Origin of the sequence: Paenibacillus sp., assembly GCF_035645235.1 — a bacterium.
GTDB lineage: Bacteria > Bacillota > Bacilli > Paenibacillales > YIM-B00363 > Paenibacillus_AE.
On the sequence record NZ_DASQMZ010000055.1, the window covers coordinates 38240 to 57838 of the forward strand.

Annotated in this window: 24 protein-coding genes, 2 pseudogenes and 1 riboswitch; of the genes and pseudogenes, 2 read left to right on the forward strand and 24 right to left on the reverse strand. The window is 59.2% G+C overall.

Annotated elements, in window-relative coordinates; translation table 11 throughout:
* Window positions 1–74: 74 nt before the first annotated feature.
* From spoVG to VEZ38_RS04910, 13 genes and pseudogenes are all read right to left on the reverse strand, one after another.
* Window positions 75–362: a septation regulator SpoVG gene (spoVG, locus tag VEZ38_RS04855; RefSeq protein ID WP_242736660.1), complete on the reverse strand. Its 288-nt coding sequence runs from the start codon at window positions 360–362 to the stop codon at window positions 75–77.
* A 122-nt stretch (window positions 363–484) separates the two neighbouring features.
* Window positions 485–868 carry a RidA family protein gene (locus VEZ38_RS04860; protein WP_324892221.1) on the reverse strand — a complete coding sequence of 128 codons (384 nt, stop codon included), beginning with the start codon at window positions 866–868 and terminating at the stop codon, window positions 485–487.
* Window positions 865–1704, reverse strand: coding sequence for a pur operon repressor (gene purR / locus VEZ38_RS04865; RefSeq protein ID WP_324892222.1), 840 nt, complete (start codon window positions 1702–1704; stop codon window positions 865–867). Before purR ends, VEZ38_RS04860 begins: the two co-directional genes overlap by 4 nt.
* Before the next feature lie 66 nt (window positions 1705–1770).
* Window positions 1771–2649, reverse strand: a complete 879-nt coding sequence (gene ispE / locus VEZ38_RS04870) for a 4-(cytidine 5'-diphospho)-2-C-methyl-D-erythritol kinase (protein ID WP_324892242.1) — start codon at window positions 2647–2649, stop codon at window positions 1771–1773.
* A gap of 308 nt (window positions 2650–2957) precedes the next feature.
* A pseudogene (locus VEZ38_RS04875) lies at window positions 2958–3131 on the reverse strand (small, acid-soluble spore protein, alpha/beta type); the annotation flags it as partial.
* 180 nt (window positions 3132–3311) lie between these two features.
* Window positions 3312–3590, reverse strand: coding sequence for a biofilm formation stimulator Veg (veg, locus tag VEZ38_RS04880; protein WP_324892223.1), 279 nt, complete (start codon window positions 3588–3590; stop codon window positions 3312–3314).
* A gap of 116 nt (window positions 3591–3706) precedes the next feature.
* A complete protein-coding gene (locus VEZ38_RS04885; protein WP_324892224.1) occupies window positions 3707–4519 on the reverse strand; it encodes a sporulation peptidase YabG in 813 nt (270 codons plus the stop codon).
* A gap of 80 nt (window positions 4520–4599) precedes the next feature.
* Window positions 4600–5520 (reverse strand): 16S rRNA (adenine(1518)-N(6)/adenine(1519)-N(6))-dimethyltransferase RsmA, encoded by a 921-nt coding sequence (rsmA, locus tag VEZ38_RS04890; RefSeq protein ID WP_324892225.1) that lies wholly within the window; start codon window positions 5518–5520, stop codon window positions 4600–4602.
* Window positions 5517–6107: a ribonuclease M5 gene (gene rnmV, locus VEZ38_RS04895; RefSeq protein ID WP_324892226.1), complete on the reverse strand. Its 591-nt coding sequence runs from the start codon at window positions 6105–6107 to the stop codon at window positions 5517–5519. The genes rsmA and rnmV overlap by 4 nt, the downstream gene beginning before the upstream one ends.
* Window positions 6108–6217: 110 nt before the next feature.
* On the reverse strand, window positions 6218–7030 hold the full coding sequence (locus VEZ38_RS04900; RefSeq protein WP_414694661.1) for a G5 domain-containing protein: 813 nt from the start codon (window positions 7028–7030) through the stop codon (window positions 6218–6220).
* A gap of 63 nt (window positions 7031–7093) precedes the next feature.
* Window positions 7094–7369: pseudogene (locus VEZ38_RS20600) on the reverse strand (ubiquitin-like domain-containing protein); the annotation flags it as partial.
* Window positions 7370–7549: 180 nt separating this feature from the next.
* A riboswitch (cyclic di-AMP (ydaO/yuaA leader) is annotated at window positions 7550–7762 on the reverse strand.
* Between the two features lie 177 nt (window positions 7763–7939).
* A complete protein-coding gene (locus VEZ38_RS04905; RefSeq protein ID WP_324892228.1) occupies window positions 7940–8728 on the reverse strand; it encodes a TatD family hydrolase in 789 nt (262 codons plus the stop codon).
* A gap of 5 nt (window positions 8729–8733) precedes the next feature.
* Entirely contained in the window at window positions 8734–10023 is a 1290-nt protein-coding gene (locus VEZ38_RS04910; RefSeq protein WP_324892229.1) for an HD domain-containing protein, read from the reverse strand.
* A 280-nt stretch (window positions 10024–10303) separates the two neighbouring features.
* Here VEZ38_RS04910 and VEZ38_RS04915 point away from each other — a divergent pair, with 280 nt between their 5' ends.
* Window positions 10304–10558 (forward strand): AbrB/MazE/SpoVT family DNA-binding domain-containing protein, encoded by a 255-nt coding sequence (locus tag VEZ38_RS04915; protein ID WP_138197968.1) that lies wholly within the window; start codon window positions 10304–10306, stop codon window positions 10556–10558.
* A 117-nt stretch (window positions 10559–10675) separates the two neighbouring features.
* Here the strand turns inward: VEZ38_RS04915 and rsmI are convergent, their stop codons facing one another.
* The 10 genes from rsmI to VEZ38_RS04965 form a co-directional block, all read right to left on the reverse strand.
* Window positions 10676–11596, reverse strand: coding sequence for a 16S rRNA (cytidine(1402)-2'-O)-methyltransferase (rsmI, locus tag VEZ38_RS04920; RefSeq protein WP_324892230.1), 921 nt, complete (start codon window positions 11594–11596; stop codon window positions 10676–10678).
* Window positions 11593–12357: a tRNA1(Val) (adenine(37)-N6)-methyltransferase gene (locus tag VEZ38_RS04925; protein WP_324892231.1), complete on the reverse strand. Its 765-nt coding sequence runs from the start codon at window positions 12355–12357 to the stop codon at window positions 11593–11595. Before VEZ38_RS04925 ends, rsmI begins: the two co-directional genes overlap by 4 nt.
* A 95-nt stretch (window positions 12358–12452) precedes the next feature.
* Window positions 12453–12815, reverse strand: coding sequence for an initiation-control protein YabA (locus VEZ38_RS04930; RefSeq protein WP_414694662.1), 363 nt, complete (start codon window positions 12813–12815; stop codon window positions 12453–12455).
* Between the two features lie 60 nt (window positions 12816–12875).
* The gene (locus VEZ38_RS04935) at window positions 12876–13688 is read right to left on the reverse strand and encodes a stage 0 sporulation family protein (protein ID WP_324892233.1); all 813 of its coding nucleotides are present in this window, start codon (window positions 13686–13688) and stop codon (window positions 12876–12878) included.
* Entirely contained in the window at window positions 13689–14669 is a 981-nt protein-coding gene (gene holB, locus VEZ38_RS04940; RefSeq protein ID WP_324892234.1) for a DNA polymerase III subunit delta', read from the reverse strand.
* A 14-nt stretch (window positions 14670–14683) separates the two neighbouring features.
* Window positions 14684–15130: a YaaR family protein gene (locus VEZ38_RS04945; RefSeq protein ID WP_324892235.1), complete on the reverse strand. Its 447-nt coding sequence runs from the start codon at window positions 15128–15130 to the stop codon at window positions 14684–14686.
* A gap of 34 nt (window positions 15131–15164) precedes the next feature.
* Complete coding sequence (locus tag VEZ38_RS04950) at window positions 15165–15494, reverse strand: cyclic-di-AMP receptor (RefSeq protein WP_324892236.1); 330 nt, start codon at window positions 15492–15494, stop codon at window positions 15165–15167.
* Window positions 15491–16159: a dTMP kinase gene (gene tmk, locus VEZ38_RS04955; protein WP_324892237.1), complete on the reverse strand. Its 669-nt coding sequence runs from the start codon at window positions 16157–16159 to the stop codon at window positions 15491–15493. Before tmk ends, VEZ38_RS04950 begins: the two co-directional genes overlap by 4 nt.
* A 28-nt stretch (window positions 16160–16187) precedes the next feature.
* On the reverse strand, window positions 16188–17681 hold the full coding sequence (locus VEZ38_RS04960; protein ID WP_324892238.1) for an aminotransferase class I/II-fold pyridoxal phosphate-dependent enzyme: 1494 nt from the start codon (window positions 17679–17681) through the stop codon (window positions 16188–16190).
* Window positions 17682–17819: 138 nt separating this feature from the next.
* Entirely contained in the window at window positions 17820–18017 is a 198-nt protein-coding gene (locus VEZ38_RS04965) for a sigma factor G inhibitor Gin (RefSeq protein ID WP_414694659.1), read from the reverse strand.
* Window positions 18018–18204: 187 nt separating this feature from the next.
* Between VEZ38_RS04965 and VEZ38_RS04970 the strand changes: the two genes are divergently transcribed.
* Window positions 18205–18756, forward strand: a complete 552-nt coding sequence (locus VEZ38_RS04970) for a hypothetical protein (RefSeq protein WP_324892239.1) — start codon at window positions 18205–18207, stop codon at window positions 18754–18756.
* Between the two features lie 179 nt (window positions 18757–18935).
* On the opposite strand, the gene VEZ38_RS04975 is transcribed toward VEZ38_RS04970, so the two are convergent.
* Window positions 18936–19599, reverse strand: a 664-nt coding sequence (locus VEZ38_RS04975) for an EF-Tu/IF-2/RF-3 family GTPase (RefSeq protein WP_324892240.1), incomplete at its 5' end; no start/stop codon positions are given.

The following is a 19599-nucleotide window of genomic DNA, read 5'->3' on the forward strand; positions in this document are numbered from 1 at the left end:
CCACATGAAATCATATCTCACTTTCGACGAAAAGAAAAGAGAGAGCCCGCAGGCTCTCTCGTCGCATCCATTATTTACGCTCCTTCTTCGATTACGTCTTCTTCGTCGGACGCCGCGCGGTCGTATTCCGCCAGAACGGCTGCTTGGATCTTCTCCCGAGTGGTCGACGAGATCGGGTGAGCGATGTCGCGGAACTCGCCGTCGGGCGTCCGCTTGCTCGGCATTGCTACGAACATGCCGTTGTTTCCGTCAATGACCCGGATGTCGTGAACGACGAATTCGTTGTCGATTGTAATGGATGCGATCGCTTTCATACGGCCTTCCGAATTCACGCGGCGGAGTCTCACATCGGTAATTTGCACTGCTTGGTCACCACCTTATCAGTATCGAAAACAAGGACTTGGTGTAATATTCCACAAACAATTCCAAATTCCTTCCTATTTCTTGAGACTCGCACACTTTTTTTTATAAATATTCAGAAAGCTTATGCATCGACCGCGAGGATGAGCTCGATCTCGACTTGCGCGTCCTTCGGGAGCCGCGCCACCTCCACGGTCGACCGCGCCGGCTTATGACCTTCGAACATCTCTTCGAAGACGGCGTTGAATTCCGCGAAGGAGTTCATGTCCTTCAGAAAGACGGTCGCCTTGACGGTTTGCGCCAGCGTGACGCCGGCCGCGGCCGCGACGGCCTTCAAGTTTTCCATCACCTGCCGCGTCTGTTCCGCTACGCCGCCCTCGACCATCGTGCCGTCGGGCTTCAGCGGAATTTGACCGGAAGTAAAGACGAAACCGCCGACGCGCATCGCCTGCACGTAAGGGCCGATCGCCGCCGGCGCCCCGTCCGTCGAAATTACGGTTGGATTCATCGTGTCGTATCCTCCTCGAAATAATTGCCTGGCGCCATGCGAATTTCGCGCGTCTTCGGATCGACGTACGCGAGCCGCGCCAAGGAAACGTAATCCTCCACCAGCAGCTCTTCCTCGTCGACGCCGCCCGCTTCGACCAAGACGCCGACCCCCTGCACGGTCGCTTCGAATTCTTGAAGCAAATCCATCATGCCTCTCGCCGTGCCGCCCGCGCGCATGAAATCGTCCACGATCAGCACGTTCGCCTTCGACTTGAGCGCGCGCCGCGCGAGCGTCATCGTATGAATGCGCTTATTGGAGCCCGAGACGTAGTTGATGCTGACGGAGGAGCCCTCCGTCACCTTCGGGTCCCGCCGCACGATGACGACGGGCAAATTCAGATGAGCCGCCGTGGCGTACGCGAGCGGGATGCCCTTCGTCTCGACCGTCATGACGACGTCGATGGGCTTGTCCGCGAAGACGGACGCGAACGTGCGTCCGATCTCGTTCATAATGGCGGGCTGTCCCAAAATGTCGGACATATACAAATACCCGCCGGGCAACAGTCGTTCCGGTTGCTCTAACAGACGGCAAACGCCGTTGACGAGCTGAAGCGCCCCGGCGCGCGACATCTTCGGAACGAATTTCACCCCGCCGGCGGCGCCTGCGAGCGTATGGAGCTCGCCGATGCCTTCCGACTCGAACACCTCTTTAATGATCGTGAGATCCTCGCTGATCGACGACTTGGCCGACGCGTAGCGATCCGCAAACATGGTCAGGGGTACGATGACATGAGGCTTCGCCAGCAAATACTGCGTCATCTCGACGAGACGAGCGCTTCTTTTCAACTTTTTCACCCCATTGCCCCCTCTTCATTTCCAGAAAACGTTCCATTTCCGAACATTATACTGAAAATATACCACTTATGTCCGTGTTTGTACAAGAGGTGTCGAGAGAAGACGCACCACGTGAACTTCCCGACAGAAGCCTCGCAGCCCGTTGTAAATGCGGGCCAGCTTCGATTCGCGCTGCACGAGGGCGAACACGGTCGGCCCGCTGCCCGACATGAGCGCGCCGTCCGCGCCCAAGCGAAGCATCGACTCCTTGATGTTCCGCACTTCGGGATGCATCGGGATCGTCACTTCCTCCAGCACGTTCCCGAGCGCCCCGCAGAGCCTGGGGAAGTCCCCCTCTTCGATCGCCCGCAGCATGGCGTCCGTCTGCGGCCGATGCCGAATCCGGTCGACCCGGAATCGCCCGTAGACGTCTGCCGTCGACACGTTGATCGGCGGCTTGACCAATACGACCCAGCACGGCGGCGGGGATCCGATCGGCGTCAACCGTTCGCCCCGACCGCGGGCGATCGCCGTGCCTCCCGTGACGCAGAAGGGCACGTCCGATCCGAGCTCTTCCCCTAGCTTTCTCAGCTCCTCCGCGGGGATGTTCAGCTTCCAAAGCCGGTTCAGCCCGCGCAGCGTCGCGGCCGCGTCGGTGCTTCCCCCGGCGAGTCCCGCCGACACCGGAATTCGCTTATCCAAGTGGATATATACGCCCTTCCTCACGCCGTATCGCTCTTTAATCAGCTTCGCGGCTTGGAACGCCAAATTTTTCTCGTCGAGCGGAATATACCCCGCCTGGCTCGAAATGATGATCGTATCCCGCGGCAGCTCCTCCATCTCCAAACGATCGGCCAAGTCGACCATCGTCATGATCATCTCGACCTCGTGGTAGCCGTCCTCGCGCTTACGAAGCACGTCGAGAGATAAATTGATTTTGGCGGGCGCCTTCTCGTATACCTTCACGTTCGCACCGTCACCGCCTTTCGCGTCTGCATCCATTGCCATAGTGTACCACATTGCGAGGGATGCGAAAAAGGAGCCGCGGCTTTCGCCGCGGCTCCTTCTGCCGACGCCTCTGCAAACTTGTGCGGTTACGAACGATAACGTCCCTGCGTCGGGACGGCGCTCGCCCCGACGAACGCCGCGCCTCTCGCCGGCGCAGCGACCGCCGTCGCGCCGACCGGGACCGCCGCCGCGCTTACCGGCGCCCCGCGGTAACCGGACGCAGGCGCCGCCGCGCCGGCCGGCCGCGTCGGCTGCGCTTGCCCCGCCTGCTCCGCCAATGTCTTCTCTGCGATCTGAAGCGCCCGCTTGACCATATTTCCGGCGTCCTTCGCCCGAATGCCGCCCCAGCCTTCTTTCTGTACGGTGTCGTAGAACCCGAGGTCTTTCGCCAGCTCGTATTTCAGCTCTTCCGACATGACTCCTTTGCGTTTGCGCGCCATCCTGTACACCTCCTTGAATGATTTGACCCTTCCGAGCCTGCGTTACGGATAGTATGTATCGGGGGGGTACGCCGCATGCGGCCCGCGGCGTGGGGACAATTTCCGGGAACGAAAAAACGGCAAGCGCCGGATATCCGGGCTTGCCGTTCCATATGAACTATCGCTATTCTAGGCGGTAAGTTAAGCTTGGATGTGAGCGATTCGAACTTGTCCGTCGTTGTCGCCTCGCACGGTGACTTCGACGGTTTCCGTCAATATATCGGCGTAACTGTACGAAACTCGTTTGAAAGCGTGCTGCTCCTGGTCTAGCTTGACAATGAACACGGAAGGGTAGGTTTCGTCCAAAACACCGGTGCGTTCGATCGTTTTGCGGCGGCCGCCGTTCGCGCGGAGCGTGATTTGTTGGCCGACGTGAGCTTCCAAGCTCTTCTTGATTTCCAACAGCGCATTCTTGGCCATTGTCAACTACCACCTCTTTCCTTAGGTATTATAACCGAAAGAGGGGGCTCGTGTCAAATGGACGAATATTATATCAATCGAATTTACGAATTGTCAACGAAAAGAAGCAAAAAAATTTAATTTTCCGTCCCGATGCGCGGCAACCCCATCCGGAAATTGCCCTTCGTCTCGATGCCGCCAAGCCCTTTGAGGCCGCTGACGGTATGGGTAATGACGTCGTAGATGTTCACGGTTTCCGCGACGGGCGTGTATGCCGCTTTCGCCGCGATGTACACCGGGTCCAGCGCGTGAATCAAAATGCGGGACGGCGAGCTCGCGAAATTCGCGCCCGCTTGCAGCAGCGCTTCGAAATGCGATTGGCACGCGCCCGCCACGACCGTCAAGCTGTCCCGATTCCGCTCGTAGGCGCGAGCGACCCGCACCGCCTGCACGAAATGCATGGAGTTTTTGTAATTCCGAATATTTTGTTTGTCGCCGTCGAACCGGTGCTTAAGAATCGCGTCGTGTCCCGTGATGACGACGATATCCGGCTGGCTCATCGGCAGCAGCTGCCGCAGCGCGTCGGCCATGTCCGCCTCGCGCATATGGTATCCTTCCGCCGGAATATGCAGATCGTTATATACGGCGATGCTCTTTTTCAAATACGCCCGGTCTCCGTCCAAGTGCAAAATTTTGCCCGGCACGTCGAAGTACGGCTCGGCCGCCCGTTTCATGCCGGCAATCCGCAGCCGATGCGGCTTGAAGAGGGATCCCCCCCTGGTGTCTTCCTCCATCGGCTCCGCCGCCGCTTCCAGATCGTCCAGCGGCGCGTCGGCCAACAGCCGATACCACACGCCCTTCAGGATCGCTTGTCGCTCCCGAATCTCTTGGATGCAAAACAAGACGTCCCCGCCGTACGATTTGCGGACGACGTAGTCGCCAATTTTCATGTTCCATCCCTCCTACGCTATCCTATGGCGCGCGTAGGCGAATGGTGTGCGGGATCATGGGCCTTCGTCATCTTAGGCGCTTAGGCGCTTGGAAGAGGCCGCGCGCCGAGCGCGTTGGCGATTATCGCGAATTCCGCGAGCGTCAGCGTCTCCCCGCGCCGCTCCGGCGCGATGCCGCACCCCTCGAGGAACGCGCGGCACTCTTCCTTGCCGCCCGCGGTCGGAAAAAACCGCTGCTGCAGGTTGTTGAGCAGCGTCTTGCGGCGCTGTACGAACGCCGCCTGCACGACCTCGAAGAAGCGCGCCTCGTCGTAGACCTGTACGGGCGGCTTCTCCCGCATCTTGAGGCGCACGACGGACGAATCGACGTTCGGCTGCGGAATGAACACCGTGCGGGGCACCTTCGCGACGATATCGGGCACGGCGTAATATTGCACGGCGACCGAGAGGCTGCCGTAATCCTTCGAGCCCGGCGCAGCGGAAAACCGATCGGCGACCTCCTTCTGGATCATCACGACGATCGACTCGACCGGCAGCCGCTCCTCCAGCAGCCGCATGACGATCGGGGTCGTAATGTAATACGGCAGGTTCGCCACGACGGAGACGCCCTCGAGGCCCGCGAAGCGCTCCCGAAACAACGCCCGCAAATCTACCTTCAGCACGTCTCCATGGACGATCGACACATTCGGATAGTCGGCCAGCGACTCCTCCAGCATCGGCAGCAGCCGTTGGTCGATTTCGATCGCGACGACGCGGCCGCTTCGTTCGGCCAGCTTCTCGGTGAGCGCGCCGATGCCGGGCCCGATTTCGAGCGCGCCTTTCTTCGGACCGAGCTCCGCCGCTTCCGCGATGTTCCGCAAGATGTTCGCGTCGATCAGGAAGTTTTGCCCCAAGCTCTTCTTGAACGAGAATCCGTGCTTTTGCAGCAGCTCCTTCGTCTTCCGCGGCGTGCCGATGCCCTCGGCCTGCTCCCGTCCGTGCGGCAACGTTCGCTCCGTCATGCGCCCTGCACCTCCCCCGCTCGCGGCCCGAGCCGTCCTTCGGCGGCGTCCGCCGTATCGCAAGCCGCCAGCGCCGCCTCTACCTCTCTGCGCGTAATGCCGAACATCGCGCAGCGCTTGAGGAACGTCTTGGCGTTCGCATACCCGATTCGCAGCTTGCGTCCGACCCGGAGCCGCCGACGGGCGGATCCGTCCGTGCCGGCCAACCCTGCGGCGTACAGCTCCGGCCAACCGAAGTCGGTGCCCATGACGGCCGCCTCCGTCCGGACGGACGCGAGCGCTTGCCGAATCGCTTCCGGCTTTGCGTTCTCGATCCCGATATCGTCCGCGAGCGTCGCCTCCTCCTGGGACAGGAACGCGTGCTTGCAGCCCGGCACCCGGCTCGATACGAGCGCGCGAATGCGTTCCCCCGCATGATCCGGATCCGTTAAAATAATGACGCCACGCTTGCGCTGCGCCAGCTCGATGCGAGCCAGCACGTCCTTCCCGACGGCCGAGCCCCCGGTTTCGATCGTGTCGGCCTCCACGGCGCGCTTCACGGCCGTCGTATCGTGTTTCCCTTCTACAACGATCACTTCTTTGATCATGCTCCCGCCCCTTGTACGATGTACTGGTATTGTACCCTTCTTCGCGCAAAAGAAAAAGGGCCGCCGAAGCGACCCATAACCGAATGACTGCCGTATTTCGTTGCTCTCCGTCAGTTCGTGACCGGCTTCTTCGGACCGATCACGTAAACTGTGTATCCTTTCTTCGTGCCGAACTTCTGGGCGTACGACTCGCTGTCGAAATAGACGTCGATCTTCTTGCCCTTCACGGCGCTTCCCTTATCCTCCGCGCGACGGAAGCCGATGCCGTCGATATAAACCCACCATCCCATCGGGATGACGCTCGTATCGACCGCGATCGTACGGCCTTCCTGTACGGTCGTGCCGGAAGCGGTAATGCCATATCCCTTGTCTCCCTTATTTTTGCCGGTCGACGCGAAATCTGCGGAATATGCGGTTAACGTAACGTTCTTCAGCACGCCCTTCACGCCGAACGTCATCCCGTCGAGCGTGATTTGCTGCGTCTCCGCCGCTAGGACGGCGACGGCGTTCGAGACCGGCTTCGGCTCGACCTTCGTGCCGACCGCTACGATCTTCGCCAAGCTCTCCTGCTCGACCGTACGCGCCAGCACCTGCTCGGAAACGAGCACGCCGTCTTCGTATATTTTCTCGATTTGCTTGACCAAAACGCCCTCTTGACCTTCTTGAACGACTTTCTCTTTCCCCTTCGGCAACGTCTTATCCGCCTGCTTTACCGTTTCGAACGGCAAGGCGTGCTCCGTCTCTTCGACGACGCGCTGTACGCGAACGATCTTGACGTCCGCGGACGCCGTAAGGCGCTGGGTGAGCGCAGGCTCGATCTTATCGAGCGGTCCAAGCTGAATGCCCGCCTTCTTCAGTACGTCTTCGACGCCTGCGGCGGTCGTGTATACTTCTGCTGTCTTACCGTCCGACGTAATGCGCACCGGGAACGCTCTTTCGATTTGTATCGCGGCCCCGTGCTTCAACTCCGCCGTCGGCGACAGAGATAACTCGTCATGCGTTCCGACCTGAACCCTTTGTTCTTTCAAAACATCCGCAACGGTCGACGCCGTCGTAACGACCTCGATCGTCGCCCCGTCCGCGATAATGGCGACGCGCTTCATCTGCGTGCCGTACACCATCGTGGAAAACAGACCCACCGCCGCAACCGTAGCTGCGACGACCGACAATAGTAACTTCTTATGAGCACGGGCCCATCGCCATGCGTAAGACTTGTCGGACAGACTTTCCTCATGGGCTTCCTGAACAGGAATTTGTCCCATTGCCTATAGTCCTCCTTACATAGTCCCGCCTTGTACGTGAGTTGTTTCTCAGGTGCAAAGGTTCGACGCGACTATATTCGTAGTGTGAGGTAACCGTCTTCGAAACGCAAAAAAGCCGGACGAAGAGGGCTCGTTCGCGGCTTCTCGAATGTCGAAAAGGTGCTGGCAGCAGCACGGACGATTACCTCTCTCGTAACGCTTACGAGGTTAGCTGTCGGATTCGGACCGGAGAGTGGCCCTATCTCGTCGCAGGCGCACGTACAATGGACGCCCTTGCCGAAAATTCACCCCTAGACGATTCCTGGCGGAAGCGTCCGTTGCGGTTCCCCCGTTTCCCCGAGCGATACGCGCAGCAAGAGGAGCGCGTATCAGGAAACTCAGCGATACTGGAAATATGTTGCAAATCTTATTTCATTCGGTGTCTGATAAGTATCATAATGGGAGCAAGCCATCGTTGTAAAGAGGGATCGAACCCCCGAAATCGGAGGAAATCGGCGAAATCGGAGGGAAATCAACCGAGAACCCGAAGGAACCCTTCGCGCAACCGGCAATTTCCCCCATTGTTTCGTTTTATCTCCGACTTTCTTGTTTCGAACGAAATAACGCCGCCGCGTTCGCCGACGTTTGCGCCGCAAAATCCTCTAAAGACATACCCTTGATCTCGGCAGCGGCCTCCGCGACCAACCGGACGTAGCCGGTTTCATTCCGCTTTCCCCGGTAGGGATGCGGGGTCAAATAAGGCGCGTCGGTTTCTACGAGCACGCGGTCGATCGGCGCGTTGGCCAACACCTCCTTCGGCTGTTTCGCGTTTTTGAATGTGATCGGGCCTCCGAACGACAAATAGAAATTCATGTCGAGACACAGCCTCGCGGTTTCCCAGCTGCCGGAAAAACAATGCATGACGCCCCCTACATCATATGCCTTCTCCTCGCGCAATATGGCGACGACGTCGGCATGGGCGTCCCGGTTGTGGATGACGATCGGCATGCCGAGCTTGCGCGCCAGCCGAATTTGCTCGCGAAACACGCGATGCTGGACGTCTTTCGGGGACGTGTCCCAGTAATAGTCCAGACCCATCTCCCCGATGGCCACCACCTTGGGATGGGTTCGCGCCAGCTCCTCGATATAATCGAGGTCCTCCGCTCGAAAATCGATGGCGTCCTGCGGATGCCAGCCGACGACCGCCTCGACGCAATCGTATGCGTCCGCGAGCGCCAACGTCGTCGGTATCGATTCCCGATTGCAGCCGATATTGATGATGCGCTCGACGCCCGCTTCTCTCGCCCGGCGTACGATGTCGTCCCGCTCCCCGTCGAACGATTTATGGTCCAAATGCGTATGCGTATCCGTAATAAACATGCCGCTTATTCTCCCTTCAGCCATTCCGCCGTTTCCGCAGTAATATACGGATTGCCCGGCTCCAAAATACGTTCGGGCACGTAAATGCGATGTCTCCCGTACTGCGTGCCGCTGATCGATCGGACGATATCCGATACTTCGCTGATTTCCGTCAAGCCGCCGTCATGCTTCAACAAATAAATCGGTTTTTTGCGGGATGCGGCCCCCGACCGATAGACATCGTACGACAGATCCTTCGGAAAATCGACCTGCAAGTAGTAATCCGGATCATACCCTTCGCGGCGGATCGACTCGCGCAGCCGTTCCAGCAGCGCTTCGTCCATCCGGGTCGGCGTCGCGTATTGGAACAGCTTGCGATGCAAAAACCGCTTGCATAGGTCGGACAAAATTTCGTCTTTGCCGTTCGCCCACAGCGAGAACGCCGCTTGCACGAGCGCCTCGTCGAGCGCCAAGTAATGCTCCACGTCAAGACGGCCCTCGAACAGCCGGCGCAGCGGCTCCGGGAGAAACGGGAGCGTCTCCCCGTCTCCGGCGTCATATATCGCCTTCGCCCTCGCGAAGATGTTGCGGAGCACGATCTCCGAGCTTCGCGTGACCGGGTGAAAATACACTTGCCAGTACATTTGGTAGCGGGAGGTCAAGTAATCCTCTACGGCGTGCATGCCGCTCTCCTTTACGACGATGTCGCCCCGATGGGGCCGGATGACCCTCAAGATGCGCTCGAGATCGTACATTCCGTAATTGACCCCGGTGCAATACGCATCCCGCAGCAAGTAATCCATCCGGTCGGCATCGAGCTGGCTCGAGACGAGGGATACCACGATCTCCTGCGGATACGTCTTGCAAATGACGGCCGCGACGCGGTCCGGGAACGACGGATCGATGCGCCGCAGCACCCGGTTGACCTCCGTATCGCCTTGCACGATGCGGCAGGACCATGCTTCATGGTGCTCCCCGAACACGGTCTCGATCGAGTGGGAGAACGGGCCGTGGCCGATATCGTGGAGCAGCGCCGCGCACATGCAGAGCAGCCCCTCCTCTCGAGGCCAATCCGAGAAGCCGTTGCGCTCGAACTGATGAATGATTTTCCGAGCGATTTCATAAACCCCCAGCGAGTGCGAGAACCGGCTATGCTCCGCGCCATGGAACGTGAAGAAGGAAGCGCCCAACTGCCGAATGCGCCGCAGCCGCTGAAATTCCTTCGTATTGATTAAGTCCCAAATCGCCGGCTCCTGCACATAAATGTACTTGTGCACCGGATCTTTAAATACCTTCTCCTCCGGCCATACCGCCATATGCGCTCGACCTCCGTGTTGGGCAGCCGCCCTTCGACACTATTTCGACATCCTTCGACAAATGTGATGTCGTTTTGTCGAATTCCGTAATTCGCTGCCGACTGTTCATTAAAGACGTTTTATAGCCAAAAACCCTGTATGTAAAAGGAATTTATAAACGCGTCATTCTACGTTGACTATTATGGGAATGCTTGGTATCATAGAAACTAGTAAAAATAATGTCGAATTATGGCGATTATTAATGTACTATATTATTAACGTCTTAGGAGGAATCATTCATATGATGAAATCAACAGGTATCGTACGCAAGGTCGACGAGCTGGGCCGCGTCGTGATTCCGATCGAGCTCCGCCGTACGCTTGGGATCGGCGAGAAGGACGCTTTGGAAATTTATGTCGACGGCGAAAGAATTATGTTGAAAAAGTACGAGCCTGCCTGCATCTTCTGCGGCAACGCCGACAATGTTACTTACTTTAAGGGAAAAATTGTTTGCAACGAATGCTTAAAAGAAATGCCAACCCCTGTGACAAAATAAGAAAGATAGTATATAATAGCATTATCGACCTTGTTAATTCTAACCTTTTTATATCTCCTTATTGGCCTATGACGCCGTCAGCGAAAGCTGCCGGAGTCATAGGCAATTTTTTTTGCCTTATTCGCCGTGTTCCTGATGAATGGCATTGTACAGCTCACGCTTCGGGACTTGCCGGTCCGCGGCGGCGCGCTTCAATGCTTCCTTGCGAGAGAGCCCTTCCCTCATCTCGTAACCGGCTACGTGCTCGGCGGGTGACAGCTCGGTCCACCAAGGCGTTCCCTCGTCCGCCGCGATTTCGCCCTCGGACGCTCCCTCGACCACGAGGACGTATTCCCCCATCGTACCGTGGGCCTGCACGTGAGCGAGACAGCTCGACAACGTGCCCCTCGTAAACTCTTCGTACCGCTTCGTCAGCTCGCGTGCCAGCGTGCAGCGCCGATCGCCCCACGCTTCCGCCATTAGCCGCAACGTCGCTTCGACGCGGTGCGGCGCTTCGTAAAACAGCAGCGTAGACGTCTGTCTGCGCCATTTGTCCAGCTCCGCCATCGCCTTCTTCTTCTCCCGCGGCAAGAAGCCGACGAACGTAAACGCGTCCGTCGGAAGGCCCGACGCGATCAATGCAGCGAGCGCCGCGTTCGGTCCCGGCACCGGCACGACCGGCACGCCCCGTTCGATCGCGGCCGCGGCCAAATCCGCGCCGGGATCGGAGATCGCCGGCAGCCCGGCGTCGCTCACCAACGCGACCGAATCGCCCGCCAGCAGCTTGTCCAGTAACGCTTCCCCGCTTTTTTGTTTATTATGCTCATGATAGGATACAAGCTTCCCGGGGATGTCGAAATGCGTCAGCAGCTTCCGGGTTTGCCGCGTATCCTCCGCCGCGATCCACGTTGCTTCCTTTAAAATATGTATTGCTCTGTAGGTCATATCTTCTAAATTTCCGATCGGCGTCCCGACCAAATATAACGTACCCGCCGGCATGCGCCCGGTCTCCCGAAAGCTGCGCTGTACGCGGGCTTCTTCCTTCGCATGTTCCGTCATGCCTGCAGCTCCGACCTCCTTCCATAGAAAATATCCTTAAGCTCCTCCGTGTACGCGCCGTCCTTCTCATGTACGACGATCGGCGGCAGCAGGCGCAGCTCCGGCTTTCCGTCCTTCATCGCTTCCACCAGCACGATATTCGCCTCTTGATCGAGCCTGGGGTGCACGAAGCGGATGCGCTTGGGCTCGAGCTTCACGGCGCGGAGCTCGGAGATAATCTCGGCGAGCCGCGACGGCCGGTGCACCATCGCAACCTTCCCGCCCGACTTAACGAGCTTGGCGCAAGCGCCCGCCACGTCGGACAACGTCGCGAACAGCTCGTGCCGCGCCGCCGCGATATAAGGGTTGCCCTTGATGTCCCCGGAAGCTGCCGGCAAATACGGCGGATTGACGGTCACCAGATCGAACGCCCCGTAGCCGGCCGTCTCGTGGTACGACTTCAGATCCGCCAGCTCGATCCGTACCCGGTCCTCGAGCCCGTTAAGCGAAACGTTCCGCTGCGCCATATCCGCAAGGCGCGGCTGAATTTCCACGCCGGTAATCTTCGCGCTCGTCCTCGTCGTCAGCAGCAACGGGATGACGCCGTTCCCGCTGCACAAATCGACGATCGCGCCCCGCGTCGGCACCGAGCAGAACCGGGCGAGCAGCACGGCATCGAGCGAGAAGCTGAACACCTCGTCGCTTTGTATGATTTTCAACTGTTGCGTCAATAAATCGTCCACTCGTTCTCCCGGCTGCAACCGCACCTCTTGCCCCGTCATCGATCCGTTCCTCCCGACTCCCGCAGCGCCGGAGACGCCCGGCGAAATCGCAAAAAACCGCAGGGCCGAAAAAGCGTCCTACGGTTCTTCCGTCGTTACTTATTGAAAAATGATAAACAAAACAGACAATCGCCCTCGGTACGAAGATGACCGTAATAGACGTTACATATATGAAAGCCTTCGTGGTACAAGCGGGCCAAGTTGTCGTACCCTTCCCCGACGATGCCCGGCGTCTCGGCCGACTCCCGCTGCTCGGCGGGGCCTTCCCCGCGCTCGGACGACGTTCGTTTCGCCGCGGCAGGCGGCGTCTCCGCCGTCCCATGCTCCTTGCGCAATATGTTGCGCAGTTGCTGGTTTTCTATACTCAGCCGCTTGTTTTCTTCCAGAAGCAGCACGATTTGCTTGCGTAAGCCCGTCAACTCGGCGCCGAGCTTCGAAAACGATTCCTCCATGTGCATCACTTGGTTGTACAGCTCTTTTCTGTCTTCCACCATTCCACCTCTGGAAAGAGCGACCCTTTACTCTTGTTCGGCGACGTCGTCGAGCGGAAATTCGCTCACCTTGTTGCCGTTGTCGGTCACCCGCACGCTGACCATGCGCGTCGACGGATTGATGCTGACGACAATGCCGGATCCCAGCGACGTGACGACTCTCGCGCCGACCGAGGGCAGGTCTTGCTTCACGCTCTCGTAATTGTCGTGCTCGAACTTTAAGCAACACATTAACCTGCCGCAAAGCCCCGAAATTTTCGTCGGATTCAGCGACAGATTCTGATCCTTGGCCATCTTGATCGAGACCGGCTCGAAGTCGCCGAGCCACGACGAGCAACATAGAATTCTGCCGCACGGCCCCAAGCCTCCGAGCAGCTTCGCCTCGTCGCGAACGCCGATTTGCCGAAGCTCGATCCGCGTGCGGAACACGCCGGCCAAATCCTTCACGAGCTCGCGGAAATCGACGCGCCCTTCCGCGGTGAAATAGAAGATGACCTTATTGCGATCGAACGTGTATTCCACGTCGACCAGCTTCATTTTCAAGCCGTGTTCCTTGATTTTCTCCACGCAAATATCGAAAGCGTTCCGCGCCGCGGACTTGTTGTCGTCAACGACCTTCGCGTCGTTCTGGTCCGCGATGCGGATAACTCGCTTCAGCGGCAGCACGACGTCGTTCTCGCGCACCGTCTTGCGGCCGATAACGACTTTGCCGTATTCGACGCCCCTTGCCGTCTCGACGATGACGTTCTCGTGATCGTCGACCGGCAAATCGCTCGGGTCGAAATAATATACTTTCCCCGCTTTCTTGAAGCGGACGCCAACGACTTGATACGTTTGCAATCATGTCCCTCCTTGCAACGCGAATAAAAACCGTTCAAGGACAAGCTGGGGGTTCGCGTGCCCGCGAAGCCGCCGCTTCGCCCGAAGCGCCTCGTCCATCACGGACACCCAATGCCGCGTTGGCTTCGACATCGCCTGCTTCGCATAAAACTCCAATTGATCTATGCACACGACCGTATCGGTCTGTTTTCGTTGCAGCGCGATCATATCTTTGCACCAGAGCGCGAAAAGATCGAACAGCATGTCCAGATGCTCGGACGTCTCGCCCTTGCCCGCAACCGCCTGCGCGGCCAGCATGGATGCGGCGAAGCCGCGGGCGGACTCCTTAGCCAATTGTAACATTGCGTTTCGGATTTCCGCAAACCAATTTAATTGGATAAGCTCGCGCGCCGAATCAAGCCCGGGAGCAAGCCTCACCGCGCATCGAACCAATGCCGGCGGGTGTCCTTCCCCAAGCAGCGTCGCTTCCATCGCGTCCGGAGGGAGCGGCGGAAACTTCAGGAGCTGGGCCCGCGATCGAATCGTAGGCAGCAACGCTTGCGCGTTCTCCGTAATGAGCACCGCCAACGTCCCTGCGCCCGGCTCCTCAAGAAATTTAAGCAGCGCGTTGGAAGCTTGCGGGGTGAGCCGCTCGGCGCTATCGATCGTATAAATTCTCGGCTTCGCCCCGGAAGCCTTATAAGAAAATTGCTTTTGCAATTCGCGCACTTGGTCGATTTTCACGGTCGCTCCGTCCGGGTCCACGCGGATGACGTCGGGGTGATTCCCGTTGTCGATCTTCCGGCATTCCGCGCATTGGCCGCACGCCTCTTCCCCGCCCTCGACGCAATGCAGCGCTTGCGCGAGCGCATGCGCCATCGCCCTGCGTCCCGTGCCGCGCAATCCTTCGAATATATAAGCGTGCGACAACGCGTCGGTGCGGAGCGCCGTCTGCAGCTGGGCTTTCACCCGGTCTTGGCCGGGGATGTCCCGGAAAGGCATACTCTCGCTCGCTCCTAAAAAAACAAATTAATCAGCATTCCTCGAATTTCGCCGACTTTGTTCAGCAGCTCGATGCGCCCGACTTCGGTCGCGAGCAGCTCGTCCGCCATCGAAAGCAGCGTGGCGTCGATCTCGTCGAGCAATTGATACCGCTTCGTGCGTCCTCGGCGATCCCAGCCGCGCGTATCCTTGAGGCCGACGCCTTTGCGCACCGTATCTTCGAGGAACCGCTGGACCAACAGTTTATATTCTCTTAACTCGCGCACCGTCATCGATTTCGCGAGACGCTCTCCTTGTTGCGCGATGCGTTCCATTCGCCGCGCCAGCTCGTCCTGCGTGACCGCCTCCCGCTCTTGCTTTAAGAAGCCGGAGAACGGCCGCTGAGACGCGGAGGCGCCGGCGGCCCCTTCGTTGCGAAGGGGCTCTTTCCCGAACGAACGGATGCCGGGATTGATTTTCATGACGCTCCGCCTCCGTCCTGCCTCATGTATTTATTTAGAAGTGTTCGAAGCGCTCGACCGGCATAATGAAGACGGCGGCGCCGCCGACCTGCACTTCCACCGGGAACGGAATGTAGGAATCCGTCGTGCCGCCCATCGGGGTGACCGGCGTGACGAGTTGATCCCGCACCTTACAATTCGCCTTAATGACTTCCAGCACGTCCTGGACGCGATCATCCTCGATCCCGATCATGAACGTCGTGTTGCCGGCTCGAAGGAAGCCCCCCGTGCTGGCCATCTTCGTCGCGCGAATGCCTTCCTTAATCAAGGCGTTGGAGAGGCGGTTGCTGTCCTTATCCTGTACTACCGCGATCACAAGTTTCATTCGAAATCCTCCTCTGAGCGAATGTTATTTCGAAACATACGGTCGAAATCCGCTTCGATGTCGGCGGCGATGTCGTCGACGGCTCGGTTCGCGTCGATGACCACGACGCGTTGCGGCTCGGCTTTCGCAATCAGCAGGAATCCTTCTCTCACCCGTTCGTGATACTCGCTTGCTTTCTGTTCGATCCGATCCAATCCGGCTCCGCCGGTTTCTCTCGCCCGTTCCAGCAGCCGCTCTCGGCTGACGGCGACGGGTACGTCCAACAAGTACGTGCGGTCCGGCAGCAAGCCGCCGGTCGCAAATCGGTTGACGGCCGCCACCTCTTCGGGACGCCGGCCGAGTCCGTAGCCTTGGTACGCGATACTGGCGTCCACGAAGCGATCGCAGACGACGACTTTCCCCGCGGCGACCGCGGGTACGATCACTTCGCGCACATGCTGCGCCCGCGAAGCCGCATACAGCAAAATTTCCGTCTCGTCCTTCATCTCCGGATGTTCCGGGGACAACACGATCTCGCGAACGCGATCGCCGATCGGCGTGCCGCCGGGCTCGCGGGTCCGCACGATATCGGCGCCCTGCGCCGCAAGCCGTTCGCACAGCCGGCGCATCTGCGTCGTTTTGCCGGAACCGTCCGGCCCTTCGAAGGTAATAAATAAGCCTCTCAACCTATAGGCTCCTAACATAATATATTGCCTAACCGCTTGAAGGGTTCCGTCGCCGCACGAGCACCGTGCGCAGCTCGCGATCTTTGGCGCCCTGCACCGCCGCCCCGTACGCCCGAAGCTGCAGCAGCGCCGCGACGGTCTCCCCTTCCACGCGTTCGCCAGGGTATAACGCCGGAATTCCGGGGGGATACGGCACGATCATTTCCGCGCTGATCTCCCCCTCCGCCCGCTCCAGCGGAACGGCCGTCACTTCCGATTCCGCGTTCGCATTTGCGCCGTACGCGGAGAAAAAGACGGGTTTGGATACGGAGTTCGTCCCTAATGCAATACTATTCGCGAAATTTTGCGGATTTTCCTTCTTTTTCGCCGGAAATCGTAAGGCAATTTCATACAAGGCGGCGCGAAGCCGCTCCAGCTCCTCGTACGACGTAGCGGCGGAGCAAGCCAACAGGGCGTATCGTTCGTTCGCCATCTCGGTGTACACGCCCCTCTCGGCCAGCTGCGCCAGCAGCTCGTACCCGCTGAGCGTCCCTTCGCGGTCCCGCAGCAGCAGCTTCAGCGGGTCTTCGGCGACCGACGTTTCGAAGCGGGCGAACGCCCCCTCCCGCCCCTCCGCTCTCCAGCGGTCGATCGCCTGGAGCGCCGGGTCGAACAGCTCGGAACCGCGCGCTTGCAGCTCGCGACGCGCCCAATCGAGCGAGGCGAGGATCGGGTACGACGGACTGGAGCTTTGGAGCATATGCAGGAACGCGCCGATCCGGTCCGCGGGAAGACGATTTCCGCGCACATGCAGCATAGCGCCCATCGTAAGCGCCGGAAGCATCTTATGCGTCGACTGCACGACGACGTCGGCTCCGCAGGCCAGCGCGGACGCCGGGAAGCGCGGATGCCGCCCGAAGTGGGCGCCGTGGGCTTCGTCCACGATCAGCGGCACGTTACGCGCGTGCGCGACGTCCGCGATCTCCCGCAGCTCGCCGGCGATCCCGTAATAGTTCGGACGGGTAACGAACACGGCGCGCGCTTCGGGATGCTCGTCCAACGCGCGGGCGATCGCCGCCGCCTCGACGGCGCCCGGAAGCCCGGTGGCGGCATCCGTCCGCGGAGCGACGAATACGGCGCCGGCGCCTCGGAGCATCAGCGCATGGATCGCGGATTTGTGGACGTCGCGCTGCATGACGACCAGCTCGCCCGGCGCGACCGCCGCTTGGATCGCCGCTAAATTGCCAGCCGTACTGCCACCTACGAGGAAGAAGGTCCGATCCGCCCCGAAGCAAGCCGCCGCGAGCGTCTGCGCGGCTTCGATCGCGCCCATCGGGGCATGGAGGTCGTCCAAGCCCGGGAGCTCGGTCGCGTCGACCACGCCTACGGCCGAAAGCCAATCCGGCGCATCGCCGTTCGCGTATGCCGCGCCCGCTTTATGCCCCGGAACGTGGAAACCGGCTCGTCTACGTCTTGTATATTCCCACAAAGCCTCTACGAGCGGCGCCTCCGCCCCGTGCGGCCGCCGGTCGCTCCGTTCCATGAACCGTTCCCCCCCGGTGTCGATCGTCTTATCCTCATCATACTCTGCCGCTCGCAGGAAGAAAAGGGCACCCGACCTTCGCCCGCGGCGCGCCGGATGCCCTTCTCTCGCCTTCCTACGCTCGGCGCATGGCCGAGATTACGCGTCTTTCTTATACCAAACTCGTTTCATCTGCGAGATAAAAAAAGGATATCTTTCGTCCTGCACGTCGGTACGAACCATCTCCATCTCGCAGTCCAAACATATGAATTGATCGCAAATATGAATCCCTTCCGAACGCGATTCTTCGCAAATCATGCAGAACATCGGCTCCGCTTCGGGTTGCAGGGCACTCATGAGGCAGCTCACCTTTCTCTTTTTTTACTACTAGTATTGCCTTCCCGTTAAATCTCTAAACTTTTTTTTCGGAACTTGCTATAATTGAGAATCGGCATGTTTTCCATACCTATCCATGTTCTACGCTCATTATATGTAATCGCGGCGCCGGAAGTGAATCGATCTCTATTCCCCCGAGGTGACGGATGTGTCCTTGCAAGCAGAAACGGCCGGCAACGATAAGATCATCTATCAATACAAGCTATTAAAAAAGATTCGCCGCCGGCCTGCCGCAAGCCTGCTTCACTCGGGCGCGCTTTTGCTGTGGCTGTCGGCGGCCTTCCTCTGGCGGTCCGATCCCGGCGTCGTGCTTCTCGCGATCGCGGCGCTCGCTCTGTGGCACGGCGTCGCTTGGACGGTTACCCAGGCGCTTATCGCGCGGGAAAGCGAGGACCCCACGCATATGCGGAGCCGGTACGCATGGCAGCTCGCCGCTTGGCCTCGCGTCGGTTATTTGCCGAGCGCCAGCGTACCGTACCGCCAATTTCGTTCCGTGCAGCTGCACTTGCTATTTGTCGGCTTGGTCATCTCCGGCATGCTGTCGGCATGGCTTACGCCGGAGTCGGCCGCGACGGTAGCGATCGTCCATGTATGGTGGATGGCGCCGCGACTGCACCTCGTCTACGCGCTTCGCCGTTCGGCGACGTCCGGAAGCATCATCACCTTCACGTCTTCGGACGTCGGTCTTCATGCGCCCTAACATATTAAGATAGCTTTATGTCCGATCCAACGTCCTCCGCCCGAGCGGAGGGCGTTTTGTTATTCGATGAACCGTGTTGGCGTAATGAAGGTAAGGAATGGAACTGCCATAAAAAAAGAGGCAGTCCCTCGAGTAGGTTTACTACTCTCGGGACTGCCTCGATTCGCGTGAAGCGGATATTACTTCTGGATCGTAGCTACGGCGCCTGCGCCTACCGTACGGCCGCCTTCGCGAATAGCGAAGCGCGTGCCTTCTTCGATAGCGATCGGCGAGATGAGCTCAACCGTAACCGTGATGTTGTCGCCCGGCATAACCATCTCCGTGCCTTCCGGCAGGTTGATGATGCCCGTAACGTCCGTCGTACGGAAATAGAACTGCGGACGGTAGCCCGTGAAGAAAGGCTTATGACGGCCGCCCTCTTCTTTCGTCAGGACGTAGATCTGAGCCGTGAAGTTCGTGTGCGGCTTCACGGAGCCCGTCTTCGCCAAAACTTGACCGCGCTCGATGTCCTTACGGTCTACGCCGCGGAGCAGCGCGCCGATGTTGTCGCCCGCTTGTGCGGAGTCGAGCAACTTACGGAACATCTCGACGCCCGTAACGACCGTCTTGCGAGTTTCTTCGGCGAGGCCGATGATCTCGACTTCGTCGCCAACCTTAACGACACCACGCTCGACGCGGCCCGTAGCAACCGTACCGCGGCCTGTGATCGTGAATACGTCCTCGACCGGCATCAGGAACGGCTTGTCCGTTTGACGCTCCGGCGTCGGGATGTACGTGTCGATTTGCTCGAAGAGCTCGACGATCTTTTGCGCCCAGTCGCCTTCCGGGTTTTGGAGCGCTTCG

What these genes read in the sequence shown, in the direction of transcription:
- VEZ38_RS04860 (WP_324892221.1), bottom strand. Translation starts at nt 868, where the DNA reads ATGAATCCAACCGTAATTTCGACGGACGGGGCGCCGGCGGCGATCGGC.
- veg (WP_324892223.1), bottom strand. Translation starts at nt 3,590, where the DNA reads ATGGCCAAGAATGCGCTGTTGGAAATCAAGAAGAGCTTGGAAGCTCAC.
- VEZ38_RS04885 (WP_324892224.1), bottom strand. Translation starts at nt 4,519, where the DNA reads ATGAAAATTGGCGACTACGTCGTCCGCAAATCGTACGGCGGGGACGTC.
- rsmA (WP_324892225.1), bottom strand. Translation starts at nt 5,520, where the DNA reads ATGACGGAGCGAACGTTGCCGCACGGACGGGAGCAGGCCGAGGGCATC.
- rnmV (WP_324892226.1), bottom strand. Translation starts at nt 6,107, where the DNA reads ATGATCAAAGAAGTGATCGTTGTAGAAGGGAAACACGATACGACGGCC.
- VEZ38_RS04905 (WP_324892228.1), bottom strand. Translation starts at nt 8,728, where the DNA reads ATGTTTATTACGGATACGCATACGCATTTGGACCATAAATCGTTCGAC.
- VEZ38_RS04910 (WP_324892229.1), bottom strand. Translation starts at nt 10,023, where the DNA reads ATGGCGGTATGGCCGGAGGAGAAGGTATTTAAAGATCCGGTGCACAAG.
- VEZ38_RS04915 (WP_138197968.1), top strand. Translation starts at nt 10,304, where the DNA reads ATGATGAAATCAACAGGTATCGTACGCAAGGTCGACGAGCTGGGCCGC.
- rsmI (WP_324892230.1), bottom strand. Translation starts at nt 11,596, where the DNA reads ATGACGGAACATGCGAAGGAAGAAGCCCGCGTACAGCGCAGCTTTCGG.
- VEZ38_RS04925 (WP_324892231.1), bottom strand. Translation starts at nt 12,357, where the DNA reads ATGACGGGGCAAGAGGTGCGGTTGCAGCCGGGAGAACGAGTGGACGAT.
- VEZ38_RS04930 (WP_414694662.1), bottom strand. Translation starts at nt 12,815, where the DNA reads ATGCACATGGAGGAATCGTTTTCGAAGCTCGGCGCCGAGTTGACGGGC.
- holB (WP_324892234.1), bottom strand. Translation starts at nt 14,669, where the DNA reads ATGCCTTTCCGGGACATCCCCGGCCAAGACCGGGTGAAAGCCCAGCTG.
- VEZ38_RS04945 (WP_324892235.1), bottom strand. Translation starts at nt 15,130, where the DNA reads ATGAAAATCAATCCCGGCATCCGTTCGTTCGGGAAAGAGCCCCTTCGC.
- VEZ38_RS04950 (WP_324892236.1), bottom strand. Translation starts at nt 15,494, where the DNA reads ATGAAACTTGTGATCGCGGTAGTACAGGATAAGGACAGCAACCGCCTC.
- VEZ38_RS04960 (WP_324892238.1), bottom strand. Translation starts at nt 17,681, where the DNA reads ATGGAACGGAGCGACCGGCGGCCGCACGGGGCGGAGGCGCCGCTCGTA.
- VEZ38_RS04965 (WP_414694659.1), bottom strand. Translation starts at nt 18,017, where the DNA reads ATGAGTGCCCTGCAACCCGAAGCGGAGCCGATGTTCTGCATGATTTGC.